This is a genomic window from Methylomonas rivi, from assembly GCF_024505165.1.
Taxonomy (GTDB): domain Bacteria; phylum Pseudomonadota; class Gammaproteobacteria; order Methylococcales; family Methylomonadaceae; genus Methylomonas; species Methylomonas rivi.
In genome coordinates this window covers 1-26,129 of sequence record NZ_JANIBK010000048.1, presented here as the reverse complement: position 1 = coordinate 26,129, position 26,129 = coordinate 1, and the positions used below count along the sequence as shown (strand labels likewise).

Annotated in this window: 29 protein-coding genes; 14 read left to right on the top strand and 15 right to left on the bottom strand. The window is 54.4% G+C overall.

Annotated features, from left to right (window positions below):
- Both NP596_RS10795 and dmeF read right to left on the bottom strand, forming a co-directional pair.
- On the bottom strand, window positions 1-400 hold a 400-nt coding region (locus NP596_RS10795), incomplete at its 3' end, for a hypothetical protein (RefSeq protein ID WP_256615362.1).
- Between the two features lie 405 nt (window positions 401-805).
- Complete coding sequence (gene dmeF, locus NP596_RS10790; RefSeq protein ID WP_256615361.1) at window positions 806-1,765, bottom strand: CDF family Co(II)/Ni(II) efflux transporter DmeF; 960 nt, start codon at window positions 1,763-1,765, stop codon at window positions 806-808.
- Between the two features lie 149 nt (window positions 1,766-1,914).
- Here dmeF and NP596_RS10785 point away from each other — a divergent pair, with 149 nt between their 5' ends.
- The 5 genes from NP596_RS10785 to NP596_RS22145 all read left to right on the top strand — a co-directional run bounded on the left by NP596_RS10785 (window position 1,915) and on the right by NP596_RS22145 (window position 7,113).
- On the top strand, window positions 1,915-2,346 hold the full coding sequence (locus tag NP596_RS10785) for a YeeE/YedE family protein (protein WP_256615360.1): 432 nt from the start codon (window positions 1,915-1,917) through the stop codon (window positions 2,344-2,346).
- On the top strand, window positions 2,343-2,759 hold the full coding sequence (locus tag NP596_RS10780) for a DUF6691 family protein (protein WP_256615359.1): 417 nt from the start codon (window positions 2,343-2,345) through the stop codon (window positions 2,757-2,759). The genes NP596_RS10785 and NP596_RS10780 overlap by 4 nt, the downstream gene beginning before the upstream one ends.
- Window positions 2,760-2,762: 3 nt before the next feature.
- The gene (gene xseA / locus NP596_RS10775; protein WP_256615358.1) at window positions 2,763-4,106 is read left to right on the top strand and encodes an exodeoxyribonuclease VII large subunit; all 1,344 of its coding nucleotides are present in this window, start codon (window positions 2,763-2,765) and stop codon (window positions 4,104-4,106) included.
- A 216-nt stretch (window positions 4,107-4,322) separates the two neighbouring features.
- Window positions 4,323-5,627 carry a DUF3422 family protein gene (locus NP596_RS10770; protein WP_256615357.1) on the top strand — a complete coding sequence of 435 codons (1,305 nt, stop codon included), beginning with the start codon at window positions 4,323-4,325 and terminating at the stop codon, window positions 5,625-5,627.
- A gap of 358 nt (window positions 5,628-5,985) precedes the next feature.
- Entirely contained in the window at window positions 5,986-7,113 is a 1,128-nt protein-coding gene (locus NP596_RS22145) for a methyl-accepting chemotaxis protein (protein ID WP_305891743.1), read from the top strand.
- A 347-nt stretch (window positions 7,114-7,460) separates the two neighbouring features.
- Here NP596_RS22145 and NP596_RS10755 read toward each other — a convergent pair whose 3' ends face one another.
- The 7 genes from NP596_RS10755 to nifB form a co-directional block, all read right to left on the bottom strand.
- Window positions 7,461-8,042: a nitrogen fixation protein NifQ gene (locus NP596_RS10755; protein WP_256615356.1), complete on the bottom strand. Its 582-nt coding sequence runs from the start codon at window positions 8,040-8,042 to the stop codon at window positions 7,461-7,463.
- Between the two features lie 80 nt (window positions 8,043-8,122).
- Entirely contained in the window at window positions 8,123-8,473 is a 351-nt protein-coding gene (locus tag NP596_RS10750; RefSeq protein WP_256615355.1) for a 2Fe-2S iron-sulfur cluster-binding protein, read from the bottom strand.
- Between the two features lie 18 nt (window positions 8,474-8,491).
- A complete protein-coding gene (locus NP596_RS10745) occupies window positions 8,492-8,779 on the bottom strand; it encodes a 2Fe-2S iron-sulfur cluster-binding protein (RefSeq protein ID WP_196434208.1) in 288 nt (95 codons plus the stop codon).
- 251 nt (window positions 8,780-9,030) lie between these two features.
- Window positions 9,031-10,311 carry an FprA family A-type flavoprotein gene (locus NP596_RS10740; RefSeq protein WP_256615354.1) on the bottom strand — a complete coding sequence of 427 codons (1,281 nt, stop codon included), beginning with the start codon at window positions 10,309-10,311 and terminating at the stop codon, window positions 9,031-9,033.
- Complete coding sequence (locus NP596_RS10735) at window positions 10,308-10,739, bottom strand: ArsC/Spx/MgsR family protein (RefSeq protein WP_256615353.1); 432 nt, start codon at window positions 10,737-10,739, stop codon at window positions 10,308-10,310. Before NP596_RS10735 ends, NP596_RS10740 begins: the two co-directional genes overlap by 4 nt.
- A 5-nt stretch (window positions 10,740-10,744) precedes the next feature.
- Window positions 10,745-11,023, bottom strand: a complete 279-nt coding sequence (locus NP596_RS10730) for a 4Fe-4S dicluster domain-containing protein (RefSeq protein ID WP_256615352.1) — start codon at window positions 11,021-11,023, stop codon at window positions 10,745-10,747.
- A gap of 168 nt (window positions 11,024-11,191) precedes the next feature.
- Window positions 11,192-12,685, bottom strand: coding sequence for a nitrogenase cofactor biosynthesis protein NifB (gene nifB, locus NP596_RS10725; RefSeq protein WP_256615351.1), 1,494 nt, complete (start codon window positions 12,683-12,685; stop codon window positions 11,192-11,194).
- A gap of 415 nt (window positions 12,686-13,100) precedes the next feature.
- On the opposite strand from nifB, the gene NP596_RS10720 reads away from it, so the two are divergent.
- Both NP596_RS10720 and NP596_RS10715 read left to right on the top strand, forming a co-directional pair.
- Complete coding sequence (locus tag NP596_RS10720; protein ID WP_013818292.1) at window positions 13,101-13,466, top strand: antitoxin Xre/MbcA/ParS toxin-binding domain-containing protein; 366 nt, start codon at window positions 13,101-13,103, stop codon at window positions 13,464-13,466.
- A complete protein-coding gene (locus tag NP596_RS10715) occupies window positions 13,463-14,035 on the top strand; it encodes an RES family NAD+ phosphorylase (protein ID WP_256615350.1) in 573 nt (190 codons plus the stop codon). Before NP596_RS10720 ends, NP596_RS10715 begins: the two co-directional genes overlap by 4 nt.
- A 69-nt stretch (window positions 14,036-14,104) precedes the next feature.
- Here the strand turns inward: NP596_RS10715 and NP596_RS10710 are convergent, their stop codons facing one another.
- From NP596_RS10710 to NP596_RS10685, 6 genes are all read right to left on the bottom strand, one after another.
- A complete protein-coding gene (locus NP596_RS10710; RefSeq protein WP_256615349.1) occupies window positions 14,105-15,277 on the bottom strand; it encodes a flagella assembly protein FlgT middle domain-containing protein in 1,173 nt (390 codons plus the stop codon).
- Window positions 15,267-15,950 carry a hypothetical protein gene (locus tag NP596_RS10705; RefSeq protein WP_256615348.1) on the bottom strand — a complete coding sequence of 228 codons (684 nt, stop codon included), beginning with the start codon at window positions 15,948-15,950 and terminating at the stop codon, window positions 15,267-15,269. The genes NP596_RS10710 and NP596_RS10705 overlap by 11 nt, the downstream gene beginning before the upstream one ends.
- Before the next feature lie 203 nt (window positions 15,951-16,153).
- Window positions 16,154-16,696, bottom strand: coding sequence for a hypothetical protein (locus NP596_RS10700; protein WP_256615347.1), 543 nt, complete (start codon window positions 16,694-16,696; stop codon window positions 16,154-16,156).
- A 50-nt stretch (window positions 16,697-16,746) separates the two neighbouring features.
- Window positions 16,747-17,088 carry a ribosome silencing factor gene (rsfS, locus tag NP596_RS10695; protein ID WP_256615346.1) on the bottom strand — a complete coding sequence of 114 codons (342 nt, stop codon included), beginning with the start codon at window positions 17,086-17,088 and terminating at the stop codon, window positions 16,747-16,749.
- The gene (gene nadD, locus NP596_RS10690; protein ID WP_256615345.1) at window positions 17,067-17,723 is read right to left on the bottom strand and encodes a nicotinate-nucleotide adenylyltransferase; all 657 of its coding nucleotides are present in this window, start codon (window positions 17,721-17,723) and stop codon (window positions 17,067-17,069) included. The genes rsfS and nadD overlap by 22 nt, the downstream gene beginning before the upstream one ends.
- Window positions 17,723-18,979, bottom strand: a complete 1,257-nt coding sequence (locus NP596_RS10685; protein ID WP_371927938.1) for a glutamate-5-semialdehyde dehydrogenase — start codon at window positions 18,977-18,979, stop codon at window positions 17,723-17,725. The genes nadD and NP596_RS10685 overlap by 1 nt, the downstream gene beginning before the upstream one ends.
- 338 nt (window positions 18,980-19,317) lie before the next feature.
- On the opposite strand from NP596_RS10685, the gene NP596_RS10680 reads away from it, so the two are divergent.
- From NP596_RS10680 to NP596_RS10650, 7 genes are all read left to right on the top strand, one after another.
- On the top strand, window positions 19,318-19,845 hold the full coding sequence (locus NP596_RS10680; RefSeq protein WP_256615343.1) for a hypothetical protein: 528 nt from the start codon (window positions 19,318-19,320) through the stop codon (window positions 19,843-19,845).
- A 513-nt stretch (window positions 19,846-20,358) separates the two neighbouring features.
- A complete protein-coding gene (locus NP596_RS10675) occupies window positions 20,359-20,511 on the top strand; it encodes a hypothetical protein (protein ID WP_256602506.1) in 153 nt (50 codons plus the stop codon).
- 9 nt (window positions 20,512-20,520) lie between these two features.
- Complete coding sequence (locus NP596_RS10670) at window positions 20,521-21,045, top strand: cupredoxin domain-containing protein (RefSeq protein ID WP_256615342.1); 525 nt, start codon at window positions 20,521-20,523, stop codon at window positions 21,043-21,045.
- Window positions 21,038-22,657 carry a b(o/a)3-type cytochrome-c oxidase subunit 1 gene (locus NP596_RS10665; protein ID WP_256615341.1) on the top strand — a complete coding sequence of 540 codons (1,620 nt, stop codon included), beginning with the start codon at window positions 21,038-21,040 and terminating at the stop codon, window positions 22,655-22,657. The genes NP596_RS10670 and NP596_RS10665 overlap by 8 nt, the downstream gene beginning before the upstream one ends.
- Window positions 22,658-22,659: 2 nt before the next feature.
- On the top strand, window positions 22,660-23,307 hold the full coding sequence (locus NP596_RS10660; protein ID WP_256615340.1) for a c-type cytochrome: 648 nt from the start codon (window positions 22,660-22,662) through the stop codon (window positions 23,305-23,307).
- 82 nt (window positions 23,308-23,389) lie between these two features.
- Entirely contained in the window at window positions 23,390-24,181 is a 792-nt protein-coding gene (locus NP596_RS10655; RefSeq protein ID WP_256615339.1) for an Aq_1264-related membrane protein, read from the top strand.
- A 57-nt stretch (window positions 24,182-24,238) separates the two neighbouring features.
- Window positions 24,239-25,846 carry a methyl-accepting chemotaxis protein gene (locus NP596_RS10650; RefSeq protein WP_256615338.1) on the top strand — a complete coding sequence of 536 codons (1,608 nt, stop codon included), beginning with the start codon at window positions 24,239-24,241 and terminating at the stop codon, window positions 25,844-25,846.
- The last annotated feature ends 283 nt before the right edge of the window (window positions 25,847-26,129 follow it).

Genomic DNA, 26,129 nt, shown 5'->3' with positions numbered 1-26,129 from the left:
CGCCGGCTATCGATACATTGCCCGTTCCGCCCAGCGTACCGGCGGTTTGGGTGTAGGTATTTGCAAAAGACGATGCCTCGTTAATATTCAGTGTGCCGAACGATTTTACAAACGCTTCCTGGCTACTGAGACTTTTGATGGTATCCGTTCCGCTTCCGTGGGTGATAGTTCTAATCGTTGCGCCCCCGACGTCAATAAGCACATCATCGCTGATTCCGGGTAAGTTTGGATCGCTGCTCCAATTCGTAACAACATCCCAAAAACCGTCGCTATTTGGAACCCAGTTTACCGCCGCGCCCTGGGAAAGGTTGGTGTAAAGGATAGTTACGATTGCAATTGACAAGGTTTTTCGGCGAGTTTTCCAGTTGACTTGTCGGGAGTTAAGCGGATTAGTATCCATGTTGATTCTCCAAATTATTGTTATCGGCTTGAAACGTGGAAGACGCATAGGTTGTTCTGAACAACTTGGCGATACGACTGGCGCTAATCCTTGTCATGACAGTTAGCTTAAGCGACCTATCAACCCGGAAAGCCCAGTCTAACGCTAATTCTATACCCACCAAAAAAGTCAAGTCAATTTTATCGCTAGCCCGTCACACTTATTAAACATTGAGCAAGAGCATCGGCAATTTTAAGAATGAACCAGCAATTACCGCTTGAGCACCTCCATCGGCTTCAGCGAACTTTGACAAATCGCGGTTATCGATCAGAAAAGACAAAATAGACGACCGAACAGTTATACAGTTGCTGAAACTTCGGCGCAGCCAGCTAGCCGCATGCCAACAGGAAACGAACTCAATAGAGTTTACGCGGCATCCTCCGCCACGCACGCGTCAGTCTTGCAGGCATTGACTTCGATTGTAATGTGGTCCAAATGCACGAAGCTTGTTAACAGATTTTTATAATAGTTCGGCGATTTCGGAAAGCGGGTCACCAGCACGATTATCGCGGCGTGATGAGACGGACTGACCCGCCAGATGTGAATATCGCTGACCCGGCACTCGCCGTCTTCTTCCAAGGTATCTTGAATCGCTTGTAAGTAATGTTCGTCTATGCCCTGGTCCAACAAAATCGGGCTGGTTTCCTTGATCAAGCCCCAGGCCCAAACCAAAATCACAAAAGCGCCGACAAAACCCATCACGGTATCCAGCCAATTCCAGCCGTAATATTTACCGGCCAGCAAAGCCACAATGGCCAACACCGAAGTCAACGCATCGGCCACCACATGCAGATAAGCCGCCCGTAAATTATGGTCGTGGTGGTGATGTTCATGATGCTCGTGGTCCTCTTCGGCGTGATGATGGTCGTGATGGTGGTCGCTCAACAACAAGGCGCTCAGCAAATTGATCACCAAGCCGGCGGCCGCTACCAGAATGGCCTCGTCAAACTGAATCAGCCGCGGGGAAACCAAACGCTCGGCCGATTCGGCAATCATCATCATCGCCACCATGGCCAGCGCCACCGAACTGGCAAACCCGCCCAACACGCCGACTTTAGCGGGGCTGAAGGCAAAGGTTTGATCCTGTTCGTGAATCCGGCTGTAACGGTAGGCAAATATCGCAATCATGAAAGCCATCACATGCGTGGCCATATGCCAGCCATCCGCCAGTAAAGCCATGGAATGGAATTGCATGCCGGCCACGATTTCCACCAACATGGTGGTAAAGGTCAACAACAAGACCCATTTGGTGCGCCGTTCGCCCTTGCGATTGATACGGGCGAAATTATGCGAGTGTTGCCAGTTACTCAATTGATGTTCGTGCATGGTGCTCCTTTTATCCCGATCATTGCATGGTCGCCGGTGAGATTTTAACCCAAGCCGCGAGTTCCGCGGACAGCTATCTGAAATCGCGCTGCAATCCTTGTCAAACCGCCGTAAAATAAGGCCCTTTAAAATATTAACGAGTAACGATTTTGCAAAACTTCACCCCTGTTTCCGCTCTGCTTGGCGGTGCATTGATCGGCCTCAGCGCATTCATACTGCTCTGGTTTAACGGCCGCATCGCCGGCATCAGCAGCATCATGAACGGCTTGTTCGCCGCCTCCGGCCCTAACCGGTATTGGCGCCTGGCTTTTTTATTGGGTTTAATGCTGGGCGCGGCTATCTGGCAACAGTTTGCACCGGCAATGCCAACCTTGCGGCCACACTATCCGCTGCCATTGATTATAGTCGGCGGTTTTCTGGTCGGCTTCGGCACCCGCCTCGGTAGCGGCTGCACCAGCGGCCACGGCATCTGCGGCATTGCCTTATTGTCTCCCCGCTCCATCGCCGCCACCCTGACTTTCATGGCCAGCGGTATTGCGACTGTCTATCTGCTGCGCCACGTTTTGCAGGTAAGCGTATGACAAAAATAATTTTAGCCTTAATCGCCGGCACTATTTTCGGCCTGGGTTTGGCTATCTCGCAAATGGTCAACCCGAATAAAGTGCTGGCGTTTCTGGATATCGCCGGCGACTGGGACCCCAGCTTGGCGCTGGTGATGGCCGGCGCATTAGCCGTCGCGGCGACCGGATTCCGCTGGGCGCGTCGGCATGAAAAACCCGTTTTAGGCAGCCGTTTTCATATCACCCTCAAAACCGCCCTGGATCGGCCCTTACTGGCCGGCGCGGCCCTATTCGGCGTGGGTTGGGGCATGACCGGTTTTTGTCCCGGCCCTGCTTTCGCCAGCATGGCACTGGGCAACCGGGAAGCCATCGTCATGGTGGCCTGCATTTATGCCGGCTTCTGGGCCGCCGGACTGTTAAACGGTAAAAATTAGTCTGTGAACAGCTCGGAATCCATCTACAGCGTTTCGCAATTGAATCGGGAAGCCAAGCGCCTGTTGGCCACGCATTTCATGACCGTGCGGGTAGAGGGCGAAGTATCCAACTTTAGCGCGCCCTCCTCCGGCCATTGGTATTTCAGCCTAAAAGACGCGCAGGCGCAGATTCGCTGCGCTATGTTTCGCGGCCAGCAGCAACGCCTCGGTTTTAAACCGGGTAACGGCGATCTGGTGGTGGTGAATGCGCAAGTCAGCTTGTACGAACCGCGCGGCGACTATCAATTGGTCGTCGAGCATATGGAACAAGCCGGCGACGGCGCCTTGCGGCTGGCTTTCGAACGTTTGAAAAATAAACTGCTCGCGGAGGGCCTGTTCGACGATAGCCGCAAGCAAGGCATCCCGCCGATTCCAAGACAAATTGGCGTCATCACCTCGGCCAGCGGCGCGGCCATCCACGATATTCTGACGGTGTTGCAACGGCGTTTCCCAGCGGTTCCGGTAGTAATATACCCGGTAGCCGTGCAGGGCGATTCGGCTAAGTCCGAAATTAGCGCCGCACTGGAGTTGGCGAATCGACGCGGCGAAACAGACGTACTGATTCTGGCTAGGGGCGGCGGCTCGTTGGAAGATTTATGGGCCTTTAACGAAGAAGTAGTGGCCCGCGCCATTGCCGCCAGCAGGATCCCTGTGATTGCCGGCATCGGCCATGAAGTGGATTTTACCATCGCCGATTTTGTGGCCGATTTACGCGCGCCCACCCCGTCTGCCGCCGCCGAACATGCCGTGCCCAGCCAAACCGAATGGCTGGGCGGTTTTAAATTCATGGAAAACCGGTTGCTCGAAAAACTGCGCCGCCAGTTAACCCAGCAACAACAACGCCTGGACTGGCTGAATAAATCCCTGCAATTGCAGCACCCCGGCGAAAAACTGCAGCGCAACGCGCAACGGCTGGACGAACTGGAATTGCGTCTGCAAAAATCCAGCCGCCAAACCCTATGGCAAGCTACTCAATTGTTGGCGTTGAACAGCCAAAAACTCCGCCGATTTCAACCCACGGCTAAAATTTTTCAACACCGGCAAACGCTCGATTTTTATCGGCAGCGCTTGCAACGAGCGATGCAATTAAAGCTTTTCAGCCTGAAACAGCAACAGAACGGCATCGGCCAGACCTTGCACGCCGTCAGCCCGCTGGCGACGCTGGAGCGCGGTTATGCCATCGTAAAACAACAAAGCAGCGGCCAAATCGTCAAATCAGCCGCCGATATTGTCGAAAACGATTTGCTCGAAACCCGCCTGGCTAAGGGCCGCATCGTCAGTCTGGTCAAGAAGATCATCCCGGATTAAGGCGGGATCATAGTACCGCGTCCACCACCACAAACGCCGAACATCCGCGCGGGAACCGGCATTTCGGTTACGGCGCCTATTAGCCGCCAATTGGGTAATGGTGCATTTTCCGGCCGGTTGGTTTTCATGGGATCGCGCAGGCGGTAAGATTACCGCCAGAGCTAAGCGCCCACAAATCGGCGCTTAGTGAAATCCCTAACCTTTACCGATAACCTTGTGACCACTTTATTTCAAATCCCGCCCAATCATCCGCAACGCTTTGTGTTGCACAACGAAGTCCACGCCAGGGCATCGTCCATTCTTAGTCTGCCTGTTAGAGCCAGCTATTTGGCCCTATCGCTGGCGAGCGAGGAAAAAGCCCGTGAACGCAAACATCTGGCCACCTTATGCGAGCGGTTCGGCACGGTGCCGCCGGACCATGACGCCGACCATTTCAGCGCCAACTTCGATTCGTTTCAAATGAGTTGGGAGCAACACGGCGAGTTCAGCACCTATACTTTTTATGCCTACGACCGCGTTGCGGAACCCTTCGCGGATCCCGCCCTAAAAAAAGTCCCCGTCGACTGGCTGGCGCAAATAAACGGTCAAGTGATCGTGGCCGCCCACGCCAATGTGGTTGCCGCGGCCGATATTAATTACCGGGATGAAACGGATTTATCGCCGCTATCCGCCCACTTTGCCGGCAATCCGATTGTGGGCTCCAAGGTAACCGGCGGCGCGGCGGCCGTTTTTACCGATTTTCGGATACACGTGGACGGGTTCAGCCGTTTTTTGGTCGTCAATCACGACTTAAGAACCGCGCAGGCGGGTCGGCTATTGCATCGGCTGTTCGATATCGAAGTCTACCGGGTCATGGCCTTACTGGCCTTCCCTATTGCCCGAAAATTGTATCCGGAATTGAAAAGGGCCGACCGGCAGCTGTATCGCATCACCAATTCGATGACCCAGCCGGATAATGACGACGCTAAGTTGCTTGATGAATTGACGGCCTTGGCGGCGGAAATCGAAAACCATATATCCAGCCACCAGTTCCGTTTCGCCGCCGCCAGCGCCTATTACCGACTGGTCGGGCAACGTCTGGAGGACTTGCGCGAAGTCCGCATCCAGGGCATACAAACCTTGGGCGAGTTTTTAAAGCGGCGCCTGGAACCGGCCATGAATACCTGCAGTTCCATATCCCACCGCTACACGCTGATTTCGGAACGGGTCAGCAACGCCAGCCAGTTATTACGCACCAAAGTCGATATTATTATCGAACGGCAAAACCAGGGCCTGTTATCGTCCATGGCCTTGCGGGCCAAAATGCAGCTGCGCATGCAGCAAACGGTGGAAGGCATTTCGATGGTAGCCATCACCTATTATGCAGCAAACCTGGTCGGCAAAATTGCCGAAGCGGCGCATAGTCTGGGCAGGCATGTGAATGTCGAACTGGTGGAAGGCTTGTCCATTCCCGTCATTTTCCTTATCGTAGGCATCGGCACCAAGCGACTGCATAAAATGATCGCCAATACCACGGAATGACGGCTGGCGCCGGGCAAAAATCATCTCCAACTGAATATACCCGTCCAGCCACTTGCGCTAATCGAGATTGTTGCCGACCACTCTGTCGGCGCCATCGCGACCATTTTGGCGAATAAAGACGGCCGCCTAATATTTTTGTGATGCAGGCCAAACTCCCGCAGACTCGATGCGCCGTCGCCTCCCGGAAAAAATGTCAATTTTGGCTCGTCTGATGTAAGCTTATTATTACAGTCTGTAATTCGGAGCTATTCGTGTTTGCCACCCCCCTGCACTTGCCGTTTTTTATGTTTCCGTCGTTTTTTAAACACGCCGTTTATGGGCCTTTCGTTCAACCAGCCAACCTTGCGGTGCATTAATCATGGCGTTTTCACTCTTTAAAAATAAACAGCTTGAAACACTGCAACAGGAATTGGCAAACGCCCTGCAGCGGAACCGGCAAATTGAAAACGAACGCGATATGCTGTTGCAGCAGCTGCAACACAGCAATTCGGCCAAGTCGGCGGCGGAAACCGACCTAAAGATCAACCGCGACACCATCGGTTATCTGCAAAACTTCGGACAATCCCTGCTCAATACCCAAAGCAGTTTTCAAACCCTGGCCAATCAATTGCGGAACGAAAAAAATAACGCCGTGGAAGCCCAAGGCATCTCGCTGACCAGTAGCCAGGCGATAGAACGTATCGCGCATAATTTAACCAATTTGGCGGATTCTTCCAGCCATGCGGCGCTGCAGGCCGGCACATTGGATCAAAGCTCCCGAGAAATCATCGGTGTGGTGCAATTGATACGCGGCATAGCCGATCAAACCAATTTGCTGGCATTAAACGCCTCGATCGAAGCGGCCCGTGCCGGCGAGCAGGGACGCGGTTTCGCCGTGGTGGCCGACGAAGTGCGCACGCTGGCAAAACGCACCGCCGAGGCAACCGACAAGATTTCCAATCTGGCCGAATCGATACAGGTCGGCAGCGGCAATACCCGCGAACAAATGTCGACCTTGGCCGAGCAGTCCCGCCTGTTTAGCGACGAGGGGCATAGAGCGACCGCCACCATGCGGCAACTGGTGGATTTTTCCCGCACCATGGAGCAAGTCGTTGCGGCTTCGTCGCTGCGCAGTTTTTGCGAACTGGCCAAGGTCGACCATTTGATTTACAAATTCGAAGTCTATAAGGTGTTGTTTCATTTATCGTCGAAAACCGCGCAGGACTTTGCCCAACACACGCAATGCCGGCTGGGTAAGTGGTATTACAGCGGCGAAGGCAAAAGCTGCTTTTCCCAGCTGCCCGGCTACGGCGATATCGAGCAGCCTCATATCGCGGTTCACGAGTCCGCGCTTAGCGCTCTCAAGGCTCATGCCGAGACCGACACGGATGCCATGCTGACGCACATCGGCAATATGGAGGAAGCCAGTCTTTTAGTGCTGGCAAATTTGGAAAAAATGGCGCAGAGCGCCGAAAAAAACCCGAATATCTTGTGTCAGGCGCATTAACTATGAAGGGTAACTATTCAGTGAATGCCAGCCGATGCGGATCAATTGCATAGTTCGGGTTTGCCCTCAAGGGCATAATAGCTCGATAGAGCGTAACCCGACAATCGAAGCCATTGAACCGCAATAAGACTATGCGTTGGCTTACGGCTGGCGCCTAACCTACGCTGAATAGTTACGGAATTTGATGTAAGGCCGTTGCCGCGCGTACTTGCGCCAAGCAAAATTTCCCCGCTTAAGCGGTTGCCGTAAAAAACAGACTGATGCAATGAAGCCCAACGTTTTGATTTTGTTGGCTATTAAGATAGCTCCATAAGCGGCTTGGGCTGCGGAGGCAGGATGCTTGGCGTTTATTCCTCGGGCCCGAAACACTGCGGATAATCCTGGCATACTTCGCAGGACGGCGCGCGGCAGACATACAATCCTTCCGCTTCGCATAATTGTTTATACAAAAACTTCTTCCATTTCATGTCTTTGTGATTGCGTTCCGCCAAGCGCGGAAAATTGTGTTTCAGCATGGCGGACAATTCCGGGCGGCTCCATAATCCCAAATCCTGCCAGAGATGGTCGCTGCCCAAACAAGCGGCCACGATGATGGCGATCAGCCATTCGGTTTCGGCGTGCTCCGCCGCGGAAAATTGCCGCAGCAATTGTTCCAGGTCCTGCTTTTCCAGCATGCGGCTAAAATCCAGGTTCTTCCCCGAAGGCGCATACTCGGTTAATTCATGGCCGGCAAAACGCTGCGCCAGCAATTGCCGGAATTGGCTGCCGGTCAACCCCAATCTGTCGGGCAAGGCGCCCTCGCCCACCAGCCAGCTGGCAATGATCCGCGCCAGCCAGACACTATTGGCCGAGCCGTCGCTGAATGCCAGTAAATCGTCATAATGTTGTTGGCGGGTAACCGCTGGAGATATTTCGACTTGAGCTTGCATGGCCGCGCCCTCGCTGGTCGGACATGCCGCACCGGTTACGCATGGGTATGCTGCAAGGCCAGTGAGACATGCCGAGTGAATTAATACTCGACGCGTATATCTTCGTCGCGCACGATCATCTGACACGCCAGACGCCACTCGGACGGCAGGTCGTCGACGATCATTTGTTCCAATTCCGCCTGGGTTATCTTGCCCAATTGTTTCAGAACGGATTTTTCTTTCTCGGTTAAAGGGCCACCCATACGTTGCAATTTGTTGTCGATGCTGGATACCTTAACCACACAGGTACCGCATTCGCCGTCTTCGCACTCGAAATTGATGGGAATTTTGTTCTCCAGCGCCAGTTTCAAAACCGTTTGCGTATGGCTGCCGGCCACTGCATAGACGGTTTTATCGCGATATTCCGGACTGGTAAATGTTACTAAAGCCATAAAATAGTCCTCTCTAATTTAAACGGGTTTGACGGAAATTTTGCCGCCCAACACCTGGGCCTGGCATGCCAGCCGATTGTGTTTGCCGGCCATGTTTTCCCGCAAAATTTTATCTTCCAGTACCGACGGTTCGCTGAGATGGTTCCAGCCCTCGGTGACTTTCATCAGGCAGGTTCCGCAGTCGCCTTCGCGGCAACCGTAGGTAATCGCCGAGCCGACTTTTTCGGACACTTCGATAATCCGGGTTCCGGCCGGCACGGTAACGGTGACATTGATATCTTCAAAAGTAATGGTCGCTTTGGCCATTGTTGACACTCCATAATGGTAAAAAACAAATCCAGGAAACCGCCTAATCCGACGCATTTCCGTGTTGGAATCTCGCGATTCCCGATTTCTCACTGCCTTGCGGCAACGATTCGCCCGCCGCATCCCGGCGGCGGGGTTGTTTGCCTATGCGGCAAACGCATGGGTTTTCGCTAATGGGCGCCTTAAAATTGAAGCCTGCCGACGGTTCCCGCCGGGGATGCCTACGGGCTGGATTGATCGGCGGGAGTGCATCAGGTCAAATCGGCAAAATTGATCACCTTGGCTTCGCGTATGCCCATTAATTCCTGGGCCAGTTCCAAGCCGAAAGCCTTGCATTCGATGATTTCGTCGTCCGTGGGAATCAATTTCACCCGCAACCCCGGTATCGGCACCCGCAGTTTTAGGCCGCGCAGCCTGTCTTCCACCAGCCGCACGCCTTCGCCGGTCCAGCCGTAGGAACCGAACACCCCGCCCAGCTTGCCTTTCAGATTCACCACCGTCAGCGAGGACAACAAATCCCAGATCGGCTTGACTGCATCGCCGTTAATGGTCGGCGTTCCGAGAATCAGGCCGTCGGTTTCCTCGATCAAATCCACGAAGGGCGCCACTTCGCCGCCCTCCAGGTCGTACAGCGAAACCCGCACATCGGCCACCTGCATCGCGCCTTGATAAATCGCCTCCGCCATGCGCCGGGTATTGCCGTAGGAGCTGATGTAAAAAATCACCAGGGTTTTTTGATGGCCGCTGATTTCGCTGTGCAGGGCCGGGCTGGACAATTGCCGGTAACGCTGGATATAGCGTTGCGGCCGGTCGCGCAGAATCGGGCCGTGGGTGGGCGCAATCAGCTTCAATGGCAAAGGTTCGATCAATTCCAAGGCGCGCACCACATATTCCTTGAACGGCCGCATGATGTGGGCGTAGTAATATTCGAACGAAAAGCGGAAATCGCCGACCTGATCGTTGTACAGCCGGTTGTCGCAAAAATGGCAGCCGAATACGTCGCCGGAAAACAGCATAGTTTCCTCGGGCGCGTAGGTACATTGGGTGTCAGGCCAATGCAGATAAGGGGTGTGCAAAAACTGCAGTGTCCGGTCGCCCAGCGACACCGAGTCGCCGGTCACCACCGGGGTGAAACTCAATTCATCCTGCTTGAGCAGACCTTTCAACATGGATTGGGCTTTTTGCGAAATGAACAACTGCGCTTGCGGCGCCCGCCGCATCAATTCCGGCAAAGCGCCGGTGTGGTCCGGTTCCAGATGATTAAGGACAATGACCTTGATTTCCGCATAATCGGCCACGCTTTCCAGGCGGGCGAAAAAAGCCTCGGCGAAGCCTTCCTTAACGGTATCGATAATTGCCACGCCCTCGCTGCCGCGAATGATGTAAGCGTTGTAGCTGGTGCCGTTGGCGGTTTTTAAGATGATGTCGAAGGTTCTCAGATTGGGATCCAGCGCCCCAATCCAATGAACCCGTTCCGACAACGCCACGGCTTGCGGAATGCCGTCGGCGCTTTCCAGCGTCACGGCGTTCATGACCGGCAGGCCTGCGAGAGATGCGGTTTTGGGCAGGTTTCCAGATCGAGTCCGGCATTCGGTTTAGCTTCCGCCAAACCCAGCCAAGCGTCGATGTTGCCGGCATCGAAACCCGCGCACCTCTTACCGTCCGCTTCCAGCAGCGGCCGCCGGATCAATATCGGATCGGCCACCATCCATTCGATGGCCTGGGTTTCGCTCGCGCCGGCGGGATCGATCTCGCCATTTTTGATAGCCGGCGCGCTGGGATTGAACCACCGCGGCACGGGCAAATCGGCAAAAAACGAACGCAGGCGTTGGCGGTTGTCGGCCCAGGGAAACTGCAACAAATCGTGCACAATCAGCATATGTCCGGCAGCCACCAGCAGTTGCTTTTGCCGGGTGTTATTGAAACAACCCGGCTTTTCGTAAAAGTGGACTATGGCCATGACCGTCAGTGCGCTTGCAGTTCCGCCATCGCTTCGGCCATGCGCTCCGGTGGTATGCCGGTCAACGAACCGGGCGGGTTGATGGCTGCACCCGATGCATCCAGAATAGCCCCTTCGATAGGGCAAATGCTGGCGCATTGCGGCACATCGAAATCGCCCACGCACTCGGTGCATTTTTTCGGATTGATCAGAAAATATGCCTCGGCTTTATAAATCGCTTTACTGGGACACAAGGGTTCGCAGGCATAGCAATTGACACAGGTATCGATAATTTTTAAGGCCATAATGATTCATCCTTCATGTTTCGTGGTTTGGGATGCCCGTCGGCGATGCCCTGATACGGCAAAGGTAGGCCGGAATAAGCGCTAGCGTTTCCTGCCAACTTTGCCTGCCGGAAACGTCCTCTTTCACGCTATGCAAGAGGACTTATTCCGGCCTACATGTCTATCGGTTTACGCGGTGGCGCGTTGCTCGTCCCTCGCCTCATCCAATTTGCCGGCCGCCGCCATTTCCTTATATACAGCCATCACGGCGTCTTCGATGGGCTCCATCGCGTGCTCGCCATTGGGGATAATGCCGGCTTGCTCCAGCATGTCCCAAGGCTCGTAACCGATTTTGGAGCACAACACCGCTTCGCAGCCTTCCAGCGCCCGGATAGTGCGTTGCAACACGCTTTCGCCGTCGCCGCAGGTATCGTCGCCGCTGCAATACAAATCGGTTTTGCGGTGGCTCATGAAACGGACGCCGTCGGGCGAGGCTTCGTAGATCAAAAATTCCTTGGCATGGCCGAAATGCTGATTGATCACGCCCTGGCCGCTGGTGGCGATCGCCATCAATACCGGGCGGGTATTCAGTTTTTTCCCGGCCGCATGCTTGGCGGCGGCTTCATCCTTGGCGGCGCGTTTGCTGTGCATTTCCTCGGCTATGGCTTCGTGGATGACCTTGCGTTTTTCCATCGCCGCCTGATAGTCGATTTCCATGTCCTCGATCTTGTCCAGGGTAAATTCGTCGCCGCGGTCTTCGCCCAACAAACCGACCGCGTCGGCGCGGCATTGGCGGCAATGGCGCATCATGTTCATGTCGCCGGAGCAGGCATCCTGCAAATCCATCAGTTCGTCCTGAGTCGGCCCGCGTTGGCCCATCACACCGTAGAAAGTACCGTGTTCGGCTTCGGCGATCAGCGGCATCACGTTATGCAGGAAAGCGCCCTTGGCTTTGACGGTTTTGCTGACTTCCGCCAGATGCTGATCGTTGACGCCGGGAATCATGACCGAGTTGACCTTGACCAGAATGCCCTTGGCCACCAGCATTTCCAGGCCTTTTTGCTGCTGTTCGATCAGAATCCGCGCGCCTTCGATACCGTGAATGCGTTTGTTCTCCCAGAATATCCAGGGATAAATCTTGGCGCCCACTTCGGGATCCAGACAGTTGATGGTGATAGTGACATGGTCGATGTTGTGCTTGGACAGCTCTTCCACGGAATCCGGCAGCGCCAGTCCGTTGGTGGAGACGCAGAGTTTGATATCCGGGGCTTCGTCACTGAGGCGGCGGAAGGTTTCGAACGTGCGTTCGGGATTGGCCAACGGATCGCCGGGACCGGCAATACCCAATACCGTCATTTGCGGAATGTTCGCGGCCACGGCCATGGTTTTCTTCACGGCCTGATCGGGGGTCAGCAGTTCGGACACCACGCCCGGACGCGACTCGTTGGCGCAATCGTATTTGCGGTTACAGTAATGGCATTGAATATTACAGGCCGGCGCGACCGCGACGTGCATGCGGGCGAAATAATGGTGAGCGTCTTCTGAATAACACGGGTGGTTTTCCACTTTGGCGCGGATTTCGTCGGACAGATGGCCTAGCTGGTCGTCGCTAGTACCGCAAGAATGGGATGAGCAGCCGCCCGCGCTTGCTGCTGGAGTTTCGTTTAATACTGGCAATTCCATGATAGTCACCTCGCTTGTTGGTTACAAGGAGACCAAGCACAGACTATACCAATTGATTTTAATTATTTAAATAATTGATTTAATTATATTTTTTGTATTGCACCGCCTGTTTTGCCTTGTCGCCTATCCAACAAACCGCTCGACATGGAACAGCCTGGATTGTAACGATTAGTCTAAATGAAATGGCGCTTACGCAAGCCGCGCATGAAAATGCCATTGCCTGTTTCGGTTGCCGCTAATCGATCGAGGCGGTTTACGATTCGGGCACTGTTGAATAACCGGAAAGCAGCCGGTAATGCATTGTACGCCGGCAAATGCGAAAAAAACTATCAAACCGTTCGCGCGGAATAATGGTGCGGGATACTCAAAATGCCCTATAATACGCACCAATAAACGGTTAAATACGGAGGCACTCATGGCTAATACCGGCTTTTTACATCAAGTGATATCCGACGAAGGCTTTATCGCCGCCAACAACTTGGCCAAGGTATTGCACATCACGCAAAACGATCTTGCCGAGGTCACGGGCTTGTCCCGCGATTCCGTTTCCAAGAGCGCCCGCTGTAAAAGCCGTTCCACGCAGACTCGCTTAAGAGATACGGTAGAGATCATCAACCGGGTAGCCGAGTGGTCGGGGGGCGTTGGGCGGGCGTTTGCCTGGTTCCGTTCGCAACCCTTGCCGTCATTCGGCGATAAAACCGCGGAAGACTTGGTCAAGGAAGGCCGGGCGGAAGCCGTAAAAGCCTATTTGGCGCGAATTGCCGACGGCGGTTACGCTTGACGATACGCATCAGCCGGTTTACCGGCATGGTTTATCGCGCGCATCATCCGATGTGGTCTTACGATCCCCTCTCCGGTAATGGCGCTAAAAAACACGGCGGACGCTTCAATCGGCCCGGTTGCGCCGCGCTTTATCTGTCGCTCGACCCGACCACGGCCTGGATGGAAGCGCAGCAAGGTTTTCCATTCAAGCCGCAACCGATGACCTTAGTCGCTTACGAAGTCGATTGCGCGAAAATCGCCGACCTCAACGATGAGCAATTATTGCAAAACATCGGCGGTTCCAGCCAAGTATTAGGCTGCGCCTGGGAGGATCTGGCTACTCAAGCCATGGAGCCGCCGACCTGGCGCTTAGCCGACCAATTGCGCGCGCTGGATGTTGCCGGGGCTTTGGTGCGCAGCTTTGCCTCCGGCTGCACGGCCAAAAACCAAAACCTGGTGTTATGGCATTGGTCCGATGCGGCATCGAATACCGTTCGGGCGATTGACGACTTCGGCAGACTACCCAAAACGCCGGAATCTTGGCAGGCGAACCCGCAGGGTGCCGTCATGGAAGAAAAGGCAACATAGGCCGGTCTGCCGTGGATGGGCCCTGTTGCTTTTTTCCGGGATGCTATTTTCAGATTGCGACAGGCCGGATCAAGGCATCTCGACGCTGCGCACCCAATCGCCGGGGCGTACGCGATATTGGCTACTGCCTTCGAGATGACCGGCCGCCATCGACGGCCCCACATCGGTGACGGTCATGACCCCGACCGGGTCGGTGAAGCCCATGCCGACCGAAGAGGCGTAAGTATCCACGGCGTAAACCTTAAACCGGTCGCCGACTTTGATTTTATCTTGCGCCCCGGCGGCGATATGGATGCGATTGTTCTCCACCCGGCTTACCCGGGCCGCAAACGGATAACAACCGAATAACTTTTTGATGTCTTCGCTGGCCATGGCGATGATTTGGGTAATTTTATGCCCGGCCGAGGTCGAGTCGAAACGTTCGCTGCCGACCGTATAGCCGGACGGCAGCGACACATCGCCGATGATGGAGTCGGTATAGCGCTGCTGAAACACTAGCGCGCCGGTAAAACCGTCGTAGACATACACATCGATACCGATACTGCGTCTGGCAATGTAATCGCGCATCGCCGATTTCAGCTCGGCAAGCACGCCGGAACCCCGCACGTACTCGGTGGATTCGAGTTTAAAATCCCGTATCACGCCGGCCAACACCAACTGAGCATTCTGCCGTCTGGCCACATCCAAAACCGCGGAATTGGAAATCATGCCGTTGACCGTGGCTTCCGGGGCTAAATCCGGCCGATCGTATAGCGAGGTGGCGGTTAAATTGCGGGCAATGAAATCGCCGCTTTCCATTAAGCGGTTGCCGATTTCCCGCGGAATACCGCCGAACAAATCCTGACTCTCGCTGCCGCTGACCTGATCGGCATTCATGACCGGAAAAGCCGTGGCGACGATTTTTTTCCGATAGGGCGCGTGGCAGGCCTGTTGCGGCGCCAGCACCGCCAAAACCTGCACGTGATAGGTATTGCCGTCCTGCCACTCGTCAACCACTTTAAGATCGCTGGCCAATAAGGATTCCGAACCGGAGCGCTTTAATTGCAGGGAAGCGTTGGCAATGGCATCGTTAATCGCGGCTTGCCTGGCTTGCTCAACGCCCGCGTCGGTGATAACGGCGCTACCTTGCACGGTGGCCTGCCGCTGGCTAATGGTTTCAGCCTCCGAACGGCTATTGTTTGCACCGCCACAGGCGGCCAACATTATCAGCAAAAGCCCTGTCAGCCCCAGCTTATAGCGCATTGATTAACCCATTGATCAATAGTTTATTGAATAACGTGCGGGCGCCGGTATTGGCTATCCACTCCATATCGTACAAGCCGACATTCAACAACAGGCTATCCACGGGATTGCGGTCCTTGGAAAAACCGCTCACCGCGAACTGGTCGCTGCAATCGATAGTGCCGCAGGCCAGATTGGCGCTGGCGGTATAGGCGGTTTTGTAACCCAAGCGGCTATAGGCCAATTTGTCGTCTTCCTGAATGCACTGCTTGGCCTGTACCGCATCGCCGCGCATGCATTGATAGAAACGCGGGGTTAAGTTGAGTTTCAGGGTGGTTTTCAAACTGTCCTGGACGGTCCGATAATCGGTAGCCCGAGCCGAACGCAAATAAATATCCAGATAAACCCGATACACCTCGTGGCCGATCACCTGCGAACCCACGGTTTTATTTTCGCCCAGCGGCTCGTAATACAGTTGATCGGCCAAGCCACGATAGGCATTCAATTTGGCGACTTGTTGCGCGGACAGCCAGCGGTGGTTGATATTCAATTTGCCGCTGTCATCGAAGCGGCTGTAACCGTCGGCAACCAGGGTTTTGCCGGTTACGGCTTCATCCCGCCTGTTTAATGCGGAACAGCCCGCCAAATTCGCCGCCATCAGTAAAACAAAGATAAATATTGAATAGCGTTTCATAGGGCCCCCCTTGGGATTGACCTCCGCGCATCGTTCCCATGCTCGGCGTGGGAACGATGCGTCCGGATTTTGGAAAGTTATTTCCTCGCTTACTTGCAGGTAGTCATCGGCAGACAACGATTTTTCTTGAACATAACGTGCAAATTCAGCGGACGTCAAAAAGCGCAGCTTTTTGACGGTCCGCTGGAATGACTTGTTCGGCGTCATTGCTTACGCTCTCGCTCATTCAAATACCAGCCAGCCACGAGACCAGGTAAGATTAGCCAGAGTGGCGATAGGGGGATGGATGCGAGAACTACCGAAAGACCTGCCGCAACGAGCACACCATAGAAGAACCAATTGCCTTTCCTGCACTGGTGTACTGTAACTTGTTTTGAATCACCAAGAACCGCTGCACCGGCAGCAGCTAATTGCCTAAACTCGTCATCGGGCGCAAGCCTTCCGGCTTCCAATTCTCTGCGAGTGATACGTTCCAGTAGCACAGGGTTTATTAAACCGTCTTCCATCGCTTCCTTGTTCAAGAACATGCGATATTCGGCTGCCGTGACGGGCAACAGCTTCTCGTAGGTTTCTTTATCAAAAGCGTATTCGCCCACAACTACCAAGTTTCTATGGGCTTCGAGTAAAGTGACATATTCTTGCTCGGTCTTTGCTGTTTCGTGGAGGGCTGCAATTTCGTCACGAAACGACCGCCAGTCTCCCCCTTCAGCCATGCGGTCATGCAGTGATGCAATTTGTGGATTCATTGAGCCCTCTTTATTGATGACGCCGAACATTGCTTGAAACGCCGGCAACCTTATTGCTTGTCTTTATCGCCGGCAACCGACCACAATTTTTCCAACTGATAAAATTCGCGGGCCTGCCCGGTCATCACATGCAACACCACATCGCCCAAGTCCACCAATACCCAATCGGAACCCGGTTCGCCTTCCACGCCCAGGGGCTGTAGGCCGTTTTCCTTGACTTTTTCGATCACGTAATCGCACAGCGATTTGGCATGGCGGGTGGAAGTCGCGGTGGCGACTACCATGAAATCGGTAATACTGGTTTTACCGCGCACATCCAGAATGGCGATTTGATGGGCCTTGCGCTCATCGAGCTCGGTTTCGACCAGTTTTAAGAGTTGTTCTGCTTGCATTCACTGTCCTGTTCTGAGGATAAATAAAGTTGATGATGCCGGATATAGCTAATGACAGCGTCCGGCAATAAAAATTTCGGATTGCGGCCGGCCGCGATCAAGTCCCGTATCGCGGTAGCGGAAATATCCAGAGCGCTCACGCCTTGGAAAAACAATAGCCCGGCCGTTTGTTGCCTTAACAGATCGCGCTCCGTGCTAAGCCGCTGCCGCAAAAATGCCGGCAATTCGGGCGCCGCGCAATTGGGGCGGGTCATTACTAGCACGTGGGCATAATCGAATAAGCGTTGCCATTGATGCCAGGCGCTCAATCCGGCAAAGGCGTCCAGGCCGATGATCAACATCAGGCAGTTGCCGGGATATTCGGCGCGCAGGGAAGCAAGCGTATCGACCATGTATGACGGTCCTTCCCGGTCCAACTCACGGCGGTCGACATAGAAACCCGGCATATCCGCGCAGGCCAAATGCAACATTTCCAAACGCATTTCGGCGGCCACATCCGGTGCCTGACGGTGCGCCGGCAAACGGCAGGGTATCAACCTGAGTTGTTGCAGGCCGAACAACTCTTTAACTTCCAGCGCCGTGCGTAAATGGCCGAAATGTACCGGGTTAAACGTGCCGCCGTAAATTCCTATCATTATTGCCGAATATGCCCGTCACCCAGCACGATATATTTTAGCGAGGTCAACCCGTTCAGCCCGACCGGGCCGCGCGCATGCAACTTGTCGGTGCTGATGCCGATTTCCGCGCCCAAGCCGTATTCGAAGCCATCCGCAAAGCGGGTAGAGGCGTTCACCATCACCGAACTGGAATCCACTTCCCGCAAAAACCGCCGGGCCAGTGTGTAATCCTCGGTAACGATGCTCTCGGTATGCGCGGAACTGTACTTGTTGATATGGGTAATGGCTTCGTCTATGCCGGCCACGATTTTTATCGACAATATCGGCGCCAGATATTCGGTATGCCAGTCGTCTTCCGTGGCCCGCACCGCATTTTTGACCAGCGAACAGGTTTTCAAACAGCCGCGCAATTCCACGCCTTTCTCGGCATATTGCGCCGCCAATATCGGCAATACTTTTCCGGCGATGCTTTCCGCCACCAGCAAGGTTTCCATGGCGTTGCAAACCCCATAGCGGTGCGTCTTGGCATTCATGGCGATGGCCACGGCTTTATCCAGATCGGCTTTACCGTCGATATAAACATGGCAGATACCGTCCAAATGTTTGATAACCGGAATCGTCGCCTCATTGCTGATGCGCTCGATCAAACTCTTGCCGCCCCGCGGCACGATCACATCGACAAACTCTTTCATCGTAATCAAGGCGCCCACCGCCGCCCTATCGGTGGTTTCCACCACCTGCACCGCTTGCCGGGGCAGGCCGGCCTCCAGCAAACCTTGGCTGATGCAGGCGGCGATGGCGCGATTGGAATGGATGGATTCGGAACCGCCCCGCAAAATACAGGCATTACCGGCTTTTAAACACAGCGCGGCGGCATCGACGGTGACATTGGGCCGGGATTCGTAAATAATCCCGATAACCCCCAAAGGCACTCGCATTTGTCCGACTTGTATGCCGCTGGGGCGATAACTCAGATGGGTGATTTCTCCCACCGGATCGGGCAGCGCGGCCACTTGCTTGAGCCCTTCCACCATGGCCGCAATACGACCGGGCGTCAATTCCAACCTGTCCAACGACGCCGCGTCCAAACCGTTTTCCCTGCCGGCTTGCAAGTCCTTACGGTTTTCGTTGCCGAGTTCGTCACTACCGGCGGCAATGGCCTCGGCAATTTTCAGTAAGGCCAGATTTTTGCGCCCGCTGTCGGCCTTGCCGGTTTCGCGTCCCGCCAACCGGGCTTGTTGCCCCAATTGCCGCATATATTGCTCAATGTCCATCATGTACGATCCGATGAATTTCAAAAAAACGCATTATAGCAAGCCGATAGTATTCGGAGAGATAAAGCAACCGGAAGGCAGGAAGCATAAGCAAACATCCGGGCAAACCAACCAACTGCCAGAGCGTTTTGTGTGTAACTCCGGCAACAAAATAAAACTCGACCTGGTTTTTAATCCGCAGTTAAGATACAGCCTCCTATACTGACAACCAAGCTTAAACGCTTCCCATGGAAGTTGCTTGGTATTAGAGAGACTCCGCGTGGTGTTTCGGTCTAATGCTAAAAGCGGCTATTCTTTGGGCGAGATTTTTAGTCCATAACAATAATCGAGGTAGGTCCATGAAAATTAAAACATTATTTATCGCCAGCGCATGCAGTTTTTTACTTTTAGCCGGCTGTGATAAAGAATCCGACACAGCCACTCCCGCCGTGGCTCCAGCACCGGAAACCAGCCCGCAATCCAGCATTACCCCGCCTATTGCAGAGACTGTTGAATCTGTCCAAATTCAAACTCAGGAAGCCGTCAGCGGCGCGGCGGAAAACCTGAACACTGCGATAGAAAGCACGGCCGGCGCTGCCGGCGAGGCCGCAACCGCCACCACTGAAGCGGCCGACAGCGCGGTGAGTGCGGCGCAAGAAGCGACCTCTCAGGCAATCAATGCAACCGTCGACGCCGCCCAATCAGCGGCCTCGGCTACCGGCGATGCCGCCAATGTCGCCGTCGAGGGTGCTAAAACCGCCGTGGAAGGAGCGACTACGGCAACCGATGCCGCGGCTGCAAGCGTAAAATCCAAAGCTGCGGAAGCCGCCGGTGCAACGACTGAAACCGTTGACAAAGCCGTGGACGCCATCAAAAATCCACTTTAAATTGGCCGCTTAACCTAGTCAGTTAGTTAACTGCCGCTTTATTCCAGTATACCGAGCTTGGGATCGGGCAACGTCGAGTTGACATAACTTTGCGGTGCCCGAAATCCCCCACCAACCGAACACCCGGCGCGCAAACGTCCGTTTCCTGTAAGGGGTCCCGCGTTTTTCGGCAATTTCTAGCATAGCAACTACTGTTCACGAATCGGTATTCACGAACGATCGAGTGATTGCCGCATCAATTTTCCGTTGCATATTCAAATCGAAACCACGGATATTGGCCCGTGGAGGCAGCGTCCGCCGCCCGCTTCCGGACAGGCTTGGCAAGCTTGTATAAAAACCCCGCACAAGCATATAAAAACATTCATAGTTTCTTTTGGATTACCAACGGCTTGCCTGTATGATTACCTCAGCAACGAAATGGTAAAGTCATCGCCAAGAATGATTTGTTTTATGCCGTTCCCGCCGTTTCTTGCCACTTGATTCCTAATTATCATGCATACAAGAGGAAAGGATATGAATTCAGTTAGCGAAGAAGAGCGCAAAAAAATTCTGGAAAGCTCGCCCGTCGGCACCTGGGCGTTGATGTTGATTGTCGGCGGCGGCATGGTCATCGCCTGGCTGCTGATGTACTACGGGGTATTTTTACCTCGCGGCCATATCGGCTAGGGGGACGTTATGCATATCGATCAACTCGAAAAAAAATGGGCCACTATCTCGCTGGGTATTGCCGGCCTGTTTGTAGCAATCATTCTGATTTCCGCGCTGTTCCACGGCATCCACGCGCCCAGCAATGTCGAAACCATCGACTCGGCCCGTTTGCACCTGTCTGAAGAATTTGCCGAAGATAATCTCGGCCCGCAACGCAATCCGGACGGCAGTATCACCGTGCGCATGGTGGCCGGACGTTACGGTTTTTATCCCAAAACCATGACGTTACCCGCCGAAACCAATCTGACCTTTCGCTGGGTCAGCCTCGACGTCATCCACGGGGTGCATATTCCCATGACCAACATGAGCACCATGATCGTGCCCGGCTATGTTGCGCAGATCAAAACCGTGCTGCACCATACCGGCGATTACCCGCTGTTGTGCAACGAATACTGCGGCATGGGCCACGCGCACATGTGGAGTAATGTAAAAGTTGTTACCAAATCAGACTGGGACGATATGAATAAACCTGCGGGAGTTAGCCATGAATAATGCTGTGGAGAAAAAATTAGCGCTCACCCACCTATGGGTGGCGTTTGGCGCGTTTGCCCTGGCCGCCGTGATGGGGCTTTATCAAGTCGTCGAACGAAGCGGCTTTTTCGGTTTTCTGGAATCGCGCGAAGTCTATTACGCATCGGTCAGTACCCACGGGGTATTGATGGGTTTTGTCCTGACCACCTTTTTCATCATGGGCTTCGGTTACTACGTCGCCAGCAGCAGCTTGAAAATGCCGGTCTGGAATAAAACCTTCGCCTGGACCGGTTTCGGCGTGGCACTGGCCGGCGTGGTTATGGCAGCCTTACCGTTATTGGGCGGCGCGGCCTCCGTGCTGTACACCTTTTATCCGCCGATGAAAGCCCATCCGCTGTTTTACATCGGCGCCACTTTGCTGGTGGTCGGCTCCTGGTTCTGGTGCGTGTCGATGATCGCGATGCACGTGCAGTGGAAAAAGGCCAATCCCGGCCAGCCGGTGCCGTTGGCAATGTTCGCGACCACGGCCAATGCCATTTTATGGCTGTGGACCAGCGCCGGGGTCGCGCTGGAAGTGCTGTTCCAGTTGATTCCATGGGCCTTGGGCTGGGTAGACACCATCGACGACGGCTTGGCCAGGACGCTGTTCGCCTGGACCCTGCATCCTATCGTGTATTTTTGGTTGATACCCTCCTACACCGCATTCTATTGCCTGGTACCCAAGCAAGCCGGCGGATTTTTGTTCAGCGATGAAATGGCACGGGCGGCCTTTATTTTATTGGTGGTTTTCAGCCTGCCGATCGGTTTTCACCATTTGTATATGGATCCGGAACAGGGTCACGGCTGGAAACTGTTGCACGGCGTCGGCACTTTTATAGTGACCCTGCCGACTTTCATCACCGGCTTTACCGTAATCGCTTCGCTGGAAATCGCCGGCCGCTTGAACGGCGGCAAAGGCCTGTTCGGCTGGATCGCCGCCCTACCCTGGACCAATCCCATGGTACTGGCCATGATTTTGGGCTTGCTGATGTTGATATTGGGCGGCTTCGGCGGCCTGATCAACGCCAGCTACGCGATGAACGCCATGGTGCATAACACCGCCTGGGTGCCCGGCCACTTTCACCTGATCTTCGGCGGCACGACCGTTATCATGTACTTCGGGATTGCCTACTATTTTTGGCCGGTGTTGAGCGGCAAGCCGTTATATTGCAAATCCTTGGCGCTTACTCAGTTGTGGACCTGGTTTGTCGGCATGATGATCATGACCACGCCCTGGCATATTTTGGGTCTGTTGGGCCAGCCCCGCCGGATCGATAGCGTGAATTACAACAACCTGTTGACCCTGTCCTGGGAGCCCTACGAAGCCACCATGATTTTCGGCGGCGCGATATTGCTCTATTCATCCGGCTTGCTGATTTACAATTTGTATAAAACGCAAATCGGCAGCGAAACTTTTCAAGGTGAAGTCGAATACGCCGAACCGATACATGCCCCAACCGATCTACCCGAATACCTGAACAGTTTTAAGGTGTGGAACATCGTGATTGCGGTATTCATGCTGATTGCCTTCGGCTATCCGATTTTGCAATTCTTCTTGATGGAAACCTTTGGTTCAGGCAGATGGGGGGTCTGATCATGAAAAATATCATACTAACCGCACTACTCTGTCTGCCGATTTCCGTATCGGCCCAGCCCTCCTCGCAAGTAGCCTGGACCGCGGACCAGCTCAACTTCGTCAAGGCCGGCGACCCCGCCAAGGGCGAACAATTGTCGAAAACCTGTAGCGGCTGCCATGGCGAAAAAGGCATCAGCATTTCGCCCGACAATCCTTCGCTGGCGGGACAACTGGCAACTTACCTCTATAAACAATTACAGGATTATAGTAACGGCGACCGCCAGGATCCGATGATGAATGCGATTGCCAAAGGCTTGAGCCAACAGGACGCCGCCGATTTGGCGGCCTGGTTTGCTTCGCAACCGCCCGCCTTCCAATCCCGCAGCCCCATGGTGTACGAAAAAGCCGAGGAGTTGGTTAAAAACGGCAGCCGCGACCGTGTGTTGCCGCCCTGCGAAGTCTGCCACGGCGGCGACGGCCAGGGGCAAGTCATGGATATGCCCGCCCTGTCCGGCCAAAACGCGGCATACACATCCGCCGCATTAAAAGCCTTTAAATCCGGCGAACGCCATAACGACATCTACCGCCGCATGCGTTTGATTGCGGAAAGTCTGAGCGACCAGGAAATCGAAGAACTGGGTTATTACTATCAAAACATCAGGAATTAAGTCCTGCCGCCGTTAAACGCCAAGCGGGCCGTTCTCGACCCGCTTGGCTTATTCCGATTGCAACCTCATTCGCGGAACTTTTATGCCTTCTGAATGCAACGTCCCCGTTAAATACGCCTACAAAGGCGCCAATTTGATCAGTTTCGGCACCTCTATCAAATTATTGTTCACCGGTTATCTGACCACTATCGCCGCCGGCTACATCATGGCGCTGATTCAAATCCTGTTTACCCACGGCATGGCGGACGGACAATTCGGTTTGTCGCTAAACGATGTCGTGTATAGCTATTACGGCGACCGTTCCGGCTCGGTTTTAGAGTCCAAATTAAACGGCTCCATGAAATTCAATGCTCCGGACGATGACCGCTTCAAAATCATTCAATGGGTACGCGACGGCGCATCGCAAACGGTATACGACGCCGACATCAAACCCATCGTCGAAAAAAATTGCCTGATGTGCCACAACGCCGGCGCGGGCTCGATACCCGATTTCGCCCAATTCGAGAACCTGAAAAAAGTCGCCGAATCCAGCGAAGGCGCCACCTTTCAATCGCTGACCCGGCTGTCGCACATTCATTTGTTCGGCATCAGTTTTATCTTTATGTTTGTCGGCCTCATTTTCAGTTTTAGTACCGGCGTGCCCTGCTGTTACAAATACCCGGCCATCGTCATGCCCTATCTGTTTTTACTGATAGACATCGCCTCCTGGTGGCTGACCAAACTAAATCCGCATTTTGCCTGGCTGGTGATTATCGCCGGCTTCGGCCTGGGCATTTCCTTTGCCTTCATGTGGTCGGTCTCCATGTATCAAATGTGGATACTAGGTGGCGTACGCAAGCAAACCGACCGCCGCAATGCCATCCTGCGCGATTGACCGCAATATCCTTAAAACAGACCGATTATTAGCAGCCCAACCCGATAGCGAGCCATCATGGACAACCCCACCTCCATTCAGACCAAAATTCTGTTAAGCATTGCCAGCGTTTTCCTAGTGTTGATGTCCGTCAGCATGCTGTTCATGGTCGACCGGCAAAAACAAATGGTGCAAACCCTGGCCACCGAAAAAGCGCGCGATATAGCCAACAGCTATTTCGACGGACTGAATGCCATGATGCTAGCCGGCTCCATGGCGCAAAGCCGCTTTCTGCGGGAGAAAATCCAATCGCATGACGACGTCATCGAGGCGCGCCTGATTCGCGGCAAGGCCATCGTCGACAGTTTCGGGCCGGGCTCCGCCGAACAGCGCCCGGTTGACGACCAGGACCAAAGCGCGTTATCAGGTAAGGCCTCCAGCCGCTACCCCGGCGGCGCCGATGGCGACAGCGTGGTGATTGTCGAGCCTATCGTCGCCAGCGCCAACTTTAAAGGCACCAACTGCCTGACCTGCCATGCCGTTTCGGAAGGCACCATACTCGGAGCGGTGCGGGTCACTTACTCACTGGCCCATCTGCACGAAAAAATCAATCGGAATTTCGCCATTGCCGGCGCCATTGCCGGCGGTCTATTCCTAGCCGGCATGGTGTTGATCACCTGGCTGATGCGTAAAATCGTCGTCAACCCCCTGGACGAAATCCGCGACACCATGAATACGATCAGCCGCGATGCCGACTTGCGCAAGCGCCTGGCGATCAATTCGCATGATGAAATCGGCCAACTCAGCAGCTCTTTCAATAGCATGCTGAACAATTTTGCCACCAGTTTGAGCCATGTTTCGGATACCAGCCTGCAACTGAGCAAGGCCACCTCGAAAATTTCCAGCGTGGCCCAACAAACCACGGCAGCGGCTAAACAACAACGCCATGAAACCGAATCGGTTTTACAAGCCATACAGCAACTGGAGTCCTCGGTACGCGACGTCCGCGCCGGCGCCAGCGGCGCCTCGCAAGCGTCGATAGAGGCCGACCATCAAGCCGCCGGCGGCGCCGCCACCACCAAAAACGCCATCGACGGCATCTACGAGCTGGTTTCCGAAATCGAACGCGCCTCGGAAGTCATCAAACGCCTGGACGAAAAAAGCAAAGGCGTCGGTGCCGTATTGGACGTCATTAAAGGTCTGGCGGAACAAACCAATTTGCTGGCGTTAAATGCCGCCATCGAAGCCGCCCGCGCCGGCGAACAAGGCCGCGGTTTTGCCGTGGTGGCCGACGAAGTCAGGACCCTGGCCACCCGCTCGCACCAAGCCACCGAAGAAATCGAAAAAATCATCGCCCAACTGCAACGCGAAGCCAAGGATGCCGTTGCGGTAATGGAAAATGCCAAGGACAGCGCCGAACAGCGCCGCTCGCAAGTACAAAGCGCCGACGAGGGTTTGAGCCTGATCGCCGAGCGGGTCACGCATATCCGCCAATTGAATGCGCAAATGGCCGAAGCCGCCGACAATCAAAATCAGTTGGCGCAACATGTCAGCCAAAGCGTGGCCAACATCAGCCGCCTGACGGACCGCACTGCCCAGGATGCCGAGCAGACCAACGCCGCCGGCAGTGAATTGGTGCAATTAGCCAACCGTTTGAATCAACTGGTGGAACAGTTCAAACGTTAAACGCCCGACAATGCCAACCCGCTTTCCATGCCGTTGAAAACGGGTTGGTTTCTAACGCCTCCTCCGCAAATATCCAACAGACGCATTCCACGGCGAATCATGAGGTTATGCGGCCATGACAATGTCATCCGAAGCTCATTTCGAGCAAAACTATCAAACCCATCTTAAACATCTAAAACTCAAGGGCTTGCGGGCCAAGGCGACAGTGCCCCATGCCCATGCCCATGCCCGTGCCGTGTCGGCGTGTCGGCGTGTCGGCGTGTCGGCGTGTCGGCGTGTCGGC

What these genes read in the sequence shown, in the direction of transcription:
- dmeF (WP_256615361.1), bottom strand. Translation starts at nt 1,765, where the DNA reads ATGCACGAACATCAATTGAGTAACTGGCAACACTCGCATAATTTCGCC.
- NP596_RS10780 (WP_256615359.1), top strand. Translation starts at nt 2,343, where the DNA reads ATGACAAAAATAATTTTAGCCTTAATCGCCGGCACTATTTTCGGCCTG.
- NP596_RS22145 (WP_305891743.1), top strand. Translation starts at nt 5,986, where the DNA reads ATGGCGTTTTCACTCTTTAAAAATAAACAGCTTGAAACACTGCAACAG.
- NP596_RS10755 (WP_256615356.1), bottom strand. Translation starts at nt 8,042, where the DNA reads ATGCAAGCTCAAGTCGAAATATCTCCAGCGGTTACCCGCCAACAACAT.
- NP596_RS10750 (WP_256615355.1), bottom strand. Translation starts at nt 8,473, where the DNA reads ATGGCTTTAGTAACATTTACCAGTCCGGAATATCGCGATAAAACCGTC.
- NP596_RS10745 (WP_196434208.1), bottom strand. Translation starts at nt 8,779, where the DNA reads ATGGCCAAAGCGACCATTACTTTTGAAGATATCAATGTCACCGTTACC.
- NP596_RS10740 (WP_256615354.1), bottom strand. Translation starts at nt 10,311, where the DNA reads ATGAACGCCGTGACGCTGGAAAGCGCCGACGGCATTCCGCAAGCCGTG.
- NP596_RS10735 (WP_256615353.1), bottom strand. Translation starts at nt 10,739, where the DNA reads ATGGCCATAGTCCACTTTTACGAAAAGCCGGGTTGTTTCAATAACACC.
- NP596_RS10730 (WP_256615352.1), bottom strand. Translation starts at nt 11,023, where the DNA reads ATGGCCTTAAAAATTATCGATACCTGTGTCAATTGCTATGCCTGCGAA.
- nifB (WP_256615351.1), bottom strand. Translation starts at nt 12,685, where the DNA reads ATGGAATTGCCAGTATTAAACGAAACTCCAGCAGCAAGCGCGGGCGGC.
- NP596_RS10720 (WP_013818292.1), top strand. Translation starts at nt 13,101, where the DNA reads ATGGCTAATACCGGCTTTTTACATCAAGTGATATCCGACGAAGGCTTT.
- NP596_RS10710 (WP_256615349.1), bottom strand. Translation starts at nt 15,277, where the DNA reads ATGCGCTATAAGCTGGGGCTGACAGGGCTTTTGCTGATAATGTTGGCC.
- NP596_RS10705 (WP_256615348.1), bottom strand. Translation starts at nt 15,950, where the DNA reads ATGAAACGCTATTCAATATTTATCTTTGTTTTACTGATGGCGGCGAAT.
- NP596_RS10700 (WP_256615347.1), bottom strand. Translation starts at nt 16,696, where the DNA reads ATGAATCCACAAATTGCATCACTGCATGACCGCATGGCTGAAGGGGGA.
- rsfS (WP_256615346.1), bottom strand. Translation starts at nt 17,088, where the DNA reads ATGCAAGCAGAACAACTCTTAAAACTGGTCGAAACCGAGCTCGATGAG.
- nadD (WP_256615345.1), bottom strand. Translation starts at nt 17,723, where the DNA reads ATGATAGGAATTTACGGCGGCACGTTTAACCCGGTACATTTCGGCCAT.
- NP596_RS10685 (WP_371927938.1), bottom strand. Translation starts at nt 18,979, where the DNA reads ATGGACATTGAGCAATATATGCGGCAATTGGGGCAACAAGCCCGGTTG.
- NP596_RS10680 (WP_256615343.1), top strand. Translation starts at nt 19,318, where the DNA reads ATGAAAATTAAAACATTATTTATCGCCAGCGCATGCAGTTTTTTACTT.
- NP596_RS10675 (WP_256602506.1), top strand. Translation starts at nt 20,359, where the DNA reads ATGAATTCAGTTAGCGAAGAAGAGCGCAAAAAAATTCTGGAAAGCTCG.
- NP596_RS10670 (WP_256615342.1), top strand. Translation starts at nt 20,521, where the DNA reads ATGCATATCGATCAACTCGAAAAAAAATGGGCCACTATCTCGCTGGGT.
- NP596_RS10665 (WP_256615341.1), top strand. Translation starts at nt 21,038, where the DNA reads ATGAATAATGCTGTGGAGAAAAAATTAGCGCTCACCCACCTATGGGTG.
- NP596_RS10660 (WP_256615340.1), top strand. Translation starts at nt 22,660, where the DNA reads ATGAAAAATATCATACTAACCGCACTACTCTGTCTGCCGATTTCCGTA.
- NP596_RS10655 (WP_256615339.1), top strand. Translation starts at nt 23,390, where the DNA reads ATGCCTTCTGAATGCAACGTCCCCGTTAAATACGCCTACAAAGGCGCC.
- NP596_RS10650 (WP_256615338.1), top strand. Translation starts at nt 24,239, where the DNA reads ATGGACAACCCCACCTCCATTCAGACCAAAATTCTGTTAAGCATTGCC.